12 protein-coding genes and 1 tRNA gene are annotated in these 9,143 nt (G+C 72.6%); 8 read left to right on the top strand and 5 right to left on the bottom strand.

Annotated features, from left to right (window positions below):
- The first annotated feature begins 92 nt into the window (after nucleotides 1-92).
- The 4 genes from murI to rdgB all read left to right on the top strand — a co-directional run bounded on the left by murI (nucleotide 93) and on the right by rdgB (nucleotide 3,222).
- Nucleotides 93-905, top strand: coding sequence for a glutamate racemase (murI, locus tag HMPREF3159_RS07065; RefSeq protein WP_010549739.1), 813 nt, complete (start codon nucleotides 93-95; stop codon nucleotides 903-905).
- Complete coding sequence (locus HMPREF3159_RS07070) at nucleotides 902-1,684, top strand: MBL fold metallo-hydrolase (RefSeq protein ID WP_070500353.1); 783 nt, start codon at nucleotides 902-904, stop codon at nucleotides 1,682-1,684. The genes murI and HMPREF3159_RS07070 overlap by 4 nt, the downstream gene beginning before the upstream one ends.
- 24 nt (nucleotides 1,685-1,708) lie before the next feature.
- Nucleotides 1,709-2,467, top strand: coding sequence for a ribonuclease PH (gene rph / locus HMPREF3159_RS07075; RefSeq protein WP_070500354.1), 759 nt, complete (start codon nucleotides 1,709-1,711; stop codon nucleotides 2,465-2,467).
- Nucleotides 2,468-2,625: 158 nt separating this feature from the next.
- Nucleotides 2,626-3,222 carry an RdgB/HAM1 family non-canonical purine NTP pyrophosphatase gene (gene rdgB, locus HMPREF3159_RS07080; protein WP_070500366.1) on the top strand — a complete coding sequence of 199 codons (597 nt, stop codon included), beginning with the start codon at nucleotides 2,626-2,628 and terminating at the stop codon, nucleotides 3,220-3,222.
- Nucleotides 3,223-3,421: 199 nt separating this feature from the next.
- On the opposite strand, the gene HMPREF3159_RS07085 is transcribed toward rdgB, so the two are convergent.
- From HMPREF3159_RS07085 to HMPREF3159_RS07095, 3 genes are all read right to left on the bottom strand, one after another.
- A complete protein-coding gene (locus HMPREF3159_RS07085) occupies nucleotides 3,422-3,964 on the bottom strand; it encodes a DUF4916 domain-containing protein (RefSeq protein WP_010549735.1) in 543 nt (180 codons plus the stop codon).
- On the bottom strand, nucleotides 3,961-4,650 hold the full coding sequence (locus HMPREF3159_RS07090) for a histidine phosphatase family protein (protein ID WP_070500356.1): 690 nt from the start codon (nucleotides 4,648-4,650) through the stop codon (nucleotides 3,961-3,963). Before HMPREF3159_RS07090 ends, HMPREF3159_RS07085 begins: the two co-directional genes overlap by 4 nt.
- Nucleotides 4,651-4,722: 72 nt before the next feature.
- A tRNA-Leu gene (locus tag HMPREF3159_RS07095) sits at nucleotides 4,723-4,804 on the bottom strand.
- Between the two features lie 153 nt (nucleotides 4,805-4,957).
- On the opposite strand from HMPREF3159_RS07095, the gene HMPREF3159_RS07100 reads away from it, so the two are divergent.
- Together HMPREF3159_RS07100 and HMPREF3159_RS07105 are read left to right on the top strand one after the other, a co-directional pair.
- Entirely contained in the window at nucleotides 4,958-5,713 is a 756-nt protein-coding gene (locus HMPREF3159_RS07100; RefSeq protein ID WP_010549733.1) for an SDR family oxidoreductase, read from the top strand.
- Nucleotides 5,714-5,781: 68 nt separating this feature from the next.
- Nucleotides 5,782-6,258 carry a hypothetical protein gene (locus HMPREF3159_RS07105; RefSeq protein WP_070500358.1) on the top strand — a complete coding sequence of 159 codons (477 nt, stop codon included), beginning with the start codon at nucleotides 5,782-5,784 and terminating at the stop codon, nucleotides 6,256-6,258.
- Between the two features lie 92 nt (nucleotides 6,259-6,350).
- Here the strand turns inward: HMPREF3159_RS07105 and HMPREF3159_RS07110 are convergent, their stop codons facing one another.
- Nucleotides 6,351-6,770: a YchJ family protein gene (locus tag HMPREF3159_RS07110; RefSeq protein ID WP_070500359.1), complete on the bottom strand. Its 420-nt coding sequence runs from the start codon at nucleotides 6,768-6,770 to the stop codon at nucleotides 6,351-6,353.
- 38 nt (nucleotides 6,771-6,808) lie between these two features.
- Here HMPREF3159_RS07110 and HMPREF3159_RS07115 point away from each other — a divergent pair, with 38 nt between their 5' ends.
- Nucleotides 6,809-7,291, top strand: coding sequence for a GNAT family N-acetyltransferase (locus HMPREF3159_RS07115; RefSeq protein ID WP_083305846.1), 483 nt, complete (start codon nucleotides 6,809-6,811; stop codon nucleotides 7,289-7,291).
- A gap of 29 nt (nucleotides 7,292-7,320) precedes the next feature.
- Nucleotides 7,321-7,905, top strand: a complete 585-nt coding sequence (locus HMPREF3159_RS07120) for a sugar O-acetyltransferase (RefSeq protein WP_070500361.1) — start codon at nucleotides 7,321-7,323, stop codon at nucleotides 7,903-7,905.
- Nucleotides 7,906-8,026: 121 nt separating this feature from the next.
- On the opposite strand, the gene HMPREF3159_RS07125 is transcribed toward HMPREF3159_RS07120, so the two are convergent.
- A complete protein-coding gene (locus HMPREF3159_RS07125; RefSeq protein WP_062950187.1) occupies nucleotides 8,027-8,923 on the bottom strand; it encodes an NAD-dependent epimerase/dehydratase family protein in 897 nt (298 codons plus the stop codon).
- Between the last annotated feature and the right edge of the window lie 220 nt (nucleotides 8,924-9,143).

Consider the following 9,143-nt stretch of genomic DNA (forward strand, 5'->3'; position numbering starts at 1 on the left):
GGTCGCGTGGCGGGTGTGGACGAACTGTGAAACGGCACGCAGTGAGCGCGCCGTCACTGCCCTGGACACCTGTCCGCACTAGCCTTGCCGGGATGAACAACGCGCCGATCGGGATCTTCGACTCCGGGGTGGGCGGCCTGACGGTCGCCCGCGCCGTGCTGGATCAGCTGCCGCAGGAGGAGCTGCTCTACATCGGCGACACCGAGCACGGGCCCTACGGCCCCCGCCCGATCGCCGAGGTGCGCTCCCTCGCGCTGGAGATCATGGACCATCTCGTCGAGCACGGCGTGAAGATGCTCGTGATCGCCTGCAACACCGCGTCGGCCGCCGTGCTGCGCGATGCGCGCGAACGCTACGACGTGCCGGTCATCGAGGTGATCCAGCCGGCCGTGCGCCGCGCCGTCGCCGCGACCCGCAACGGGAGGGTCGGAGTGATCGCCACCCAGGGCACCGTCACCTCCCGCGCCTACGAGGACGCCTTCGCCGCGGCCCCGCAGCTCGACCTGATCACCCAGGCCTGCCCCCGCTTCGTCGAGTTCGTCGAGAACGGCGTGGTCAGCGGGCGCGAGGTGCTCGAGGTGGCCGAGGAGTACCTCGCCCCGGTGCGCGAGGCGGGCGTGGACACGCTCGTGCTCGGCTGCACCCACTACCCGATGCTCGCCGGTCCCATCAGCTACCTGATGGGCCCGGACGTCACCCTCGTCTCCTCCGCGGAGGAGACGGCGCTGGACGTGTTCCGCCAGCTGCACGCCGCGGACGCCCTGCGCGAGACCGACCGCTCCCCGCGGCACGTCTTCTCCCAGACCGCCGAGGGCCGCGGCAGCGAGCAGTTCGCGCTGCTCTCGCGCCGCTTCCTCGGCCCCACTCTGGACATGACCGGCTCCCTGCCGGTGGTGAGCGCATGAGGGTCCACGTCATCGGCTGCTCCGGCAGCTTCGCCGGTCCCGAGGGCGCCGCCTCCAGCTACCTCCTCGAGCACGAGGACGAGGCGGGGCGCACCTGGTGGGTGCTGATGGACCTCGGCTCCGGCGCCTTCGGGCCGCTGCAGAGCGTGATCGACCCCGCCGATCTCGACGCGGTGATCATCTCCCACCTCCACCCCGACCACTATCTCGACCTCACCGGTCTCGAGGTGTTCTGGGCCTACCACTCCCGCACGGACCTGGGCCAGCTGTCGATCCACGCCCCGGCCCCGCTGCCGGACCGGCTCTCTGCGGTGCTCAGCCGCGAGGGGAACGTGCCCGACGGCGTGACCTGCTCCCCGTTCGAGCACCACCCGCTCTCCGACGGGCACCGCTTCACGATCGGGCCCTTCTCGATCGAGACCCGCGCCGTGCAGCACCCGGTGGAGGCCTACGGCTTCCGCATCACCGCGGGTGACGCCGTCCTCGCCTACTCCGGCGACACCGACGAGTGCGAGGCGCTGGACGACCTGGCACGCCGCGCGGACCTGTTCCTGTGCGAGGCCGGCTACATCGAGGGCCGCGACGACCGCTTCACCGGCGTGCACCTGACCGGGCGCCGCGCCGGGGAGACCGCCGCCCGCGCCGGGGTGGGCCATCTCGCGCTCACCCACATCCCGGCCTGGACCGATCCGGCGATCCCGCTCGCGGAGGCGCAGGAGGTCCACTCGGGACCGATCACGATGGTCCGCCCGGCCGATATCCTCGAGGTGACCGCCTGACCCACCCCTGAGGAGGCAGCTCCCGTGAGCCCCCAGACCGAGACCTTCGTCGGCGACCGCGTCGACGGCCGCACCCCCGACCAGCTGCGGGAGGTGCGCATCACCCGGGGCTGGCAGGACCAGGCCGAGGGCAGCGCGCTGATCGAGTTCGGCCGCACCCGTGTGCTGTGCACCGCGTCCTTCACCGAGGGCGTGCCGCGGTGGAAGAAGGGATCCGGCTCCGGCTGGGTCACCGCCGAGTACGCGATGCTGCCGCGGGCCACGAACACCCGCTCCCCGCGCGAGAGCGTGAAGGGGAAGATCGGCGGACGCACCCACGAGATCTCCCGCCTCATCGGCCGCTCCCTGCGCGCCGTGATCGACCTCGACGCCCTCGGCGAGAACACCATCCAGCTGGACTGCGATGTGCTCCAGGCCGACGGCGGCACCCGCACCGCCGCGATCACCGGCGCCTACGTGGCGCTCGCCGACGCGGTCTCCTGGGCGAAGCGCCACACCGACCTGCCGGCCGCGTCCGAGGTGCTCACCGACACGGTCAGCGCCATCAGCGTCGGCATCGTCGAGGGACGGCCGCTGCTGGACCTCGAGTACCGCGAGGACGTCACCGCCGACACCGACATGAACGTCGTGGTCACCGGCACCGGAGGCTTCGTCGAGGTGCAGGGCACCGCCGAGGGCACCCCCTTCGACCGTGCCGAGCTCGGCACCCTGCTGGACCTCGCGACCACCGGTTGCGCACGCCTGGCCGAGATCCAGCGCGACGTCCTGGCCGAGCAGGCATGAGCGCCGCATCCGGCCCCGCGGCCGACGGGGGTTCTGCCCCGGCCCACGGCGCCGCGCGCGGCTATGACGTCCCGTCGGCAGGCGAGGCCGCACCCGGTGGCGCTGACCCGTCGGCCGATGGCACCGCCTCAGGACCCGTCCCCGCCGAGGCGCGGGTCATCCTCGCCTCCCACAACGCGAAGAAGCTCCGCGAGCTGCAGCGGATCCTCGCCGCGGCCGTGCCCGGCCTCGCCCCTGAGCAGGTGATCTCCTCCGCCGGGATCGCGCTGCCCGATGTGGTCGAGGACGAGGTGAGCTTCGAGGGGAACGCCCTGCTGAAGGCCCGCTCCGCCGCGTCGGCGACCGGGCTGCTCGCCGTCGCCGACGACTCCGGCCTGGCCGTCGACGTGCTCGGCGGCGCCCCGGGGATCTTCTCGGCCCGTTGGTCGGGCCGTCACGGCGACGACGAGGCGAACAACGACCTGCTGCTCGCCCAGCTCTCCGACGTGCCCGACGCGCATCGCGGCGCCCGCTTCGTCTGCGCGGCGGCGCTCGTCGGCCCGGACGGCGTCGAGCACGTCGAGCGCGGCGAGATGACCGGCGTGCTGCTGCGGGAGCGACGCGGCGAGGGCGGCTTCGGCTACGACCCGCTGTTCCTGCCCGACGGGGAGGAGCTCACCTCCGCGGAGCTCACCGCCGAGGCGAAGGACGCGATCTCCCACCGCGGGAAGGCGTTCCGCGCGATCGCCCCGCACGTCGCCCGCCTCCTGGGCTGAGCTCCGGGCCCCGGCCCGGCCGGCACCGGCCCCACCCTGGCCGGCCCACCCGGCCCCGACCGCCCTGGCCGACACCGAGCGCTGCATCTGGACCGCCACCACTGCCTGATGGCGGTCCAGCAGCGCTCGGTGTCTTCACGGCGATGCCACAGCGGGGCTGAGCCGGGTCCCAGGACGGGCGCTGCTCAGCCGATGCCGCTCAGGCGGCGCCCATGTACGCGAGCGCCCGGCGCACCAGCAGGTCGCGGCCGCCGTCCATCTCGTGGAGCGGGGAGGAGTCACCGAGCAGCTCGTCCACCCCGAACCAGGACAGCTCCAGGGCGTCCTCCTGCGGGGCGGTCTCCCCGTCGATCGGGACCACGTAGGCCAGCGAGATCGCGTGCTGGCGCGGGTCGTGGAAGGGGGAGACGCCGGGCGTGGGGAAGTACTCCGCGACCGTGAACGGGACGGGGGAGACGGGGACGCGCGGCATCGCCATCGGCCCGAGGTCCTTCTCGACGTGCCGGGCGATCGCCTCGCGCAGCGTCTCGTGGATCAGCACCCGTCCGGAGACGATCGCACGCACGATCTGGCCGGCGCCCGAGGCGCGCAGCAGCAGCCCCACCTCGGCAACGGCGCCGTCCACGTCAGTGCGCACGGGCACCACATCGACGTAGGTGATCGGCAGGTGACGGCGCAGGTCGGAGACGCGCTCCGGATCGAACCAGGAGCCCTCGGAGTCCACGGCGGTACGGCTGCTCATGCGTTCCCTCCCGGGATCGGTGCGGTGGTGGCGGCGGCGCCCGTGGCGCCGGCGGTGGTGCGGGGCGCGAGCTGCGCCTTGTCGACGATGAAGCGGGGGTTCTGCGCCCGGGTGGGCACCTCGACGGCGTGGTCGACCTGTTCGCCGGCGATCATCCGCACCCGCCAGGTGGTGCCCTCGAGCTCGATCAGCGACAGCGTCGCGTTCGGGATGGAGGGCAGGGGGCGCTCGATGATGCCCGAGAGCAGGAAGCGGATCAGGGTGCCGTGCGCGACCAGCAGCACCTTTTGGCCGGGGTAGCGGGTCTCGAGGTCCTCGAGCGCGTCGTAGCCGCGGTCGGCGACGGCCTGATGGTCCTCGCGGCCCGGGAACGAACGGCCCGGATAGCGGGCCTCCATCTCCTCGACGGGCTGTCCCTCGGCCGCGCCCCAGTCGATCTCGACCAGACGCGGCTCCGTGCCGCCGAAGGGGATGCCGTGGTCCTCGCCGATGATGCGGCCGGTCTGCTCGGCGCGCTGCAGCGGCGAGGTGATGACCACGTCCCAGTCCACGGCGGGCAGACGGTCGAAGGCGGCGTGGGCCTGCGCGATCCCCGTGTCGTTCAGCGGGATGTCCGAGGACCCCTGGAAGAGGTTCTGCAGGTTGAAGTCCGTCTGCCCGTGGCGGACGAGCCCGAACAGGGTCATGGAGCGCTCTCCTCGATCTCGAGCCGTGTGCGGTCGTCTGCGCGGCCGCCGCCTCCGCGGCCGCCGCATGCGTGCGCGAGAAGGGACTCGAACCCTCACGCCCTCGGGCACTGGAACCTAAATCCAGCGCGTCTGCCAATTCCGCCACTCGCGCGCCGGGCCAGCCTAGCGGGCGCGTCGCGGTGCGCCCGAACCTCCTCGTCGACGTGCTCCGGTAGGCTCGGACGGTCGGAGGCGCACGACCCGGCCGGCCCCGCGCGCCCCACCCGTCACGGACACCGATCCCCGACCCACTCAGGAGTTCCCCATGAGCGCCCTCGCAGGCAAGACCGCCGTCGTCACCGGATCCTCGCGAGGGGTCGGTGCGGCCACCGCGAAGCTGCTCGCCGCCGAGGGCGCGAACGTCGTCATCAACTACCGCCAGAAGGCGCCCCGGGCGAACAAGGTCGTCGCAGAGATCGAGGCCGCGGGTGGGAAGGCCGTCGCCGTGGGCGCGGACCTCACCACGGCCGAGGGCCTCGAGGCGCTCATGTCCGCCGCGATCGAGAGCTTCGGCGGTCTCGACCTGCTGGTGCTGAACGCGTCCGGCGGCATGGAGAAGGACCTCGGCGAGGACTACGCCATGCGCCTGAACCGCGATGCGCAGGTCGCCGCGCTCGAGGCCGGCCTCGCGCACCTGCCCGCGGGCGGTCGCGTCGTGTTCGTGACCAGCCACCAGGCGCACTTCATCGACGACGTCGAGACCATGCCCGAGTACGAGCAGGTCGCCCGCTCCAAGCGCGCCGGCGAGACCGCCCTGACCGAGCGCCTCCCGGAGATGCGCGACAAGGGCGTCACCTTCGTCGTCGTCTCGGGCGACATGATCGAGGGCACCGTCACCGCGACGCTGCTGGACCGCGCCCGCCCCGGCGCGCTGGAGCAGCGCCGCGAGGCGGCCGGGAAGCTGTACTCGGTCGAGGAGTTCGCGGCCGAGGTCGCGAAGATGGCGACGGCCGACGTGGAGACCGGGCACGTGGAGCTCGTCGGCGGCGCCGACGACTTCCTGGCCCGCACCCAGGGCTGATCGTCCGACCCGTACCCTCGATCACGATACGATCTGCACAGCAGACCCTGATCAACCCGGAGGCAGTGGTGGCAGACAAGAAGAGCCTGGACGACATGCGCGACGAGGCCTATCGGCGTCAGGACAACCTCGCGTCCGACATCGATGAGCTGATCGACCGCGTGAACCCGAAGAACGCCGTGACCCGCTGGAAGAACGAGCTGGTCGGCTCGGTCAAGGGTTTTTCGGCCGCCGGTGACGGGAAGTCCGACTCGACCCTTCCTGTGGTCGTGGGCGGCGTCATCGGCGTGGTCGTGCTCGGCGCGGGCATCGCGGTGCTGGTCGCCCGCTCGCGTCGCGAGCCGACGCGAGGCGAGAAGGTCGCCGCGGCCATGAAGGACGCGCGACGCAGCACCGAGCGCTCCGCGAAGAAGGCCGCGAAGTCCGTGAAGAAGTCCTCCCTGCCCCGCGCGAAACAGGCGGAGAAGCAGGCCGCCGAGCTCGGCGCGATCCTGCAGGAGGCCGCGAAGCGGGCCGAGAAGAAGGTCGCCGCCGCCGGCAGCTGACACCCGTCCGAGAGGCATCGACGGCGCCCCGGACCCCGAGCGGGTCCGGGGCGCCGTCGCATCCGCGCTCGCTCGGACCGGCCGGTCGGGGCTCAGTCCACCTGACCGTCGAGGTAGAGCCACATCCCGTCCTCGCGCACGAAGCGGGAGAGCTCGTGCTGCACGGACCGGCCGTGGGGCCCCTTCGAGATCGCAGTGAACTCCACCGTCCCCGCATCGTCGAAGGGCCCGCCGGCCGAGGCCCGGTGGATCTCCAGCCGCAGCCAGCGCACCTCCTCGGCGAGCGAGGCGGCGAGATCCTCCCGCGAGGGGGCGGTGGTGGGGTGCCAGCTGCGCAGCAGGTGCTCCAGGTCCCGCACGGCGAAGGCGGTGTACCGCGAGCGCATCAGCGCCTCGGCGGTCGGGGCGCGACGTTCGCGGCGCAGCACGGGCCCGCAGCAGGCGCCGAGCACGTCACCGCTTCCGCAGGGGCAGCGGGCGTCGTCGGGCAGGGGAGCGGGGGAGTCGGCCATGGTCCCAGTATTGCGGTCGGACCTGGCAGGATCGCCCCATGACCGATCGTGATCCCGACAGCCCCGCCACCGGCACCGACGACGGGCCCGGCGCTGCCGGCCCGGCCGCACTCCCTGACGGTTACCGCCTGGAGCACGCCGCTCCGAGGATCGAGGAGTACGTCCGTCTGCGCGAGATGGCGGGGCTCAGCCCCCGCACCCCGGAGCAGGCGGTCGGCGCGCTCGAGAACAGCTGGGCCTGGACCACGATCCGCACCGCCGACGGCGGCCTCGCCGCGATGGGTCGCACCCTCGGCGACGGCACCTGGTACTTCCACCTCGCCGACATCGCCACCGCCCCCGACCATCAGCGCCGCGGCCTCGGACGCGCCGTGATGGAGGACCTCATCGACCGGATCGAGCGGGCCGCGCCCCCGCACCCGTACATCACCCTGCTCGCCGATCCGCCGGGACAGCGCCTCTACCGCTCCCTCGGCTTCATCGACTCGGACCCGAGCCTCGGCATGCGCCTGCCCCGCTGAGCGCCGCGCAGGTTCCCTATCCTGGATTGATGAAGTCCTTCGAGATCGACGAGAACGACCCCCGCACCCCGCTCGAGCGGATGCTCGCGGGGGACTGGTACCGCGCCGACGACCCCGAGATCCAGGCCGCGTTCCGCCACGCGCTGGAGGAGTCCGACCGCTTCGGCCGCGAGTACCCCGCCGACCCCGACGGGGCGCAGGAGATCCTCCGTGAGCTGCTGGGGACCTTCGGCGAGGGCGCGCACGTGCGCGCGCCGCTGCAGGTGGACTACGGCAGCCGTCTCCATATCGGGGAGGGCACCTTCGTGAACTTCGGGCTGACGGCCCTGGACGTCGTGGACATCCGCATCGGCCGCAGGTGCCAGCTCGGCCCGAACATCCAGCTGCTCACCCCGATCCACCCGCTGGAGCCCGGGCCGCGCCGGGACGGCTGGGAGGCGGCGGAGCCGATCACCATCGGCGACAACGTCTGGATCGGCGGCGGAGCGATCATCATGCCGGGCGTGACCATCGGCGAGGACTCCGTGATCGGGGCGGGGTCCGTGGTCACCCGCGACATCCCGGCGCGCAGCCTCGCCGTCGGCAGCCCCGCGAAGGTGATCCGCGAGCTCTGAGCGGTCGGTCCGGTCGGCGTCGGCGACGGTGCGATCAGGCGCCGGTCGGCGGGAGGATCAGGCGTTGGTCGGCAGCGCGATCGCACTCCTGCCCACGCGCTCCTGCCGACGACCGCGCAGCTCAGCGGCGCGACCAGCCCTTCGTGGACGGGCCCACCGTCGGCCTCCATCCGGTCTCGGACATGAACCGCACCGAGGAGACGCGCAGCGAGCGCCGCTGCACCTCGAGCCGGGTGCCGACGATCGCCTGCGTGATCTCGGGGTAGAACTTCGCCGGCGTCTCGACCCCGGCCTCCATCGCGAGGTCCTTCGCCCAGCGGCCGCGGGTGATCGGCTCACCGCCGACGTTGTAGAAGCCGCTGTCGGCGCGCAGCGCGGCGACGAAGGCGAGGCCCGCATCGCTGTGGTGGAGCAGGGTGATGTAGTTCTCCGGCTTGCCCAGCAGGATCGGGTCGCCCTCGCGGGTGGCCTTCAGCGCATGGGTGGTCTGCGGGTCGCGGCCGAACAGCTGTCCGAGGCGCAGGACCACGGCGCTGCGGCCGGAGGTCGCGAAGTCCACCGCCGCCCGCATCTCCCGCACGCGGGGGCGGAACGCCTGGTTGCGCACGGACAGCGGCTGGTCCTCGGTGATCCAGTCGGTGCCGTTGTCCGGGTAGAGGAAGACGGAGGACTCCTGGATCAGCTTGCGCACCCCGGCCTCGGCGGCGGCCTTCGCGATCGCGACCGAGGCCTCGAGATGGAGGCGATCGTCCTCGCGCCAGGCGAGCGGGCGCAGGCCCGACATGCCGACCGGGACGTGGGCGAGGGTGTTGATCACGACGTCATGGCCGCGGAAGGCGCGGGCGAGGTCGGTCGCGTCGAAGACGTCGGCGACCACGGCGGCACCGCCGCGGCCCTCGACGATCGGTACACCGGAATCGCGGCGGGTGATGCCTGTGACCTCATGCCCGGCGGCGACGAGCGCCTCGACGGCCTCCTGACCGAGCACTCCGGTGGCACCGGTGACCGCGATCCTCACGCTGACCTCCTCCGCTGAGGGCCGTTCCCCGGCCCTCGCGCTGACTTCCCTTGGGAGGTCCGAGTCTAGGGGACCGGCGCTGGTCCCCGCGCCGCCGATGGTCTCTGTGGCTCGGGCGGCACCATCGGTCCGACGGTCTCACCTTTCACCGCATGATCGACCTGGAGCTGTTCCCGTTCCGTGCGGAGGGAGTTAAGTCCCCGATAGTGGTGTAGCGCGG

The organism is Brachybacterium sp. HMSC06H03 (assembly GCF_001807385.1).
In the GTDB taxonomy this organism is placed as follows: domain Bacteria; phylum Actinomycetota; class Actinomycetes; order Actinomycetales; family Dermabacteraceae; genus Brachybacterium; species Brachybacterium conglomeratum.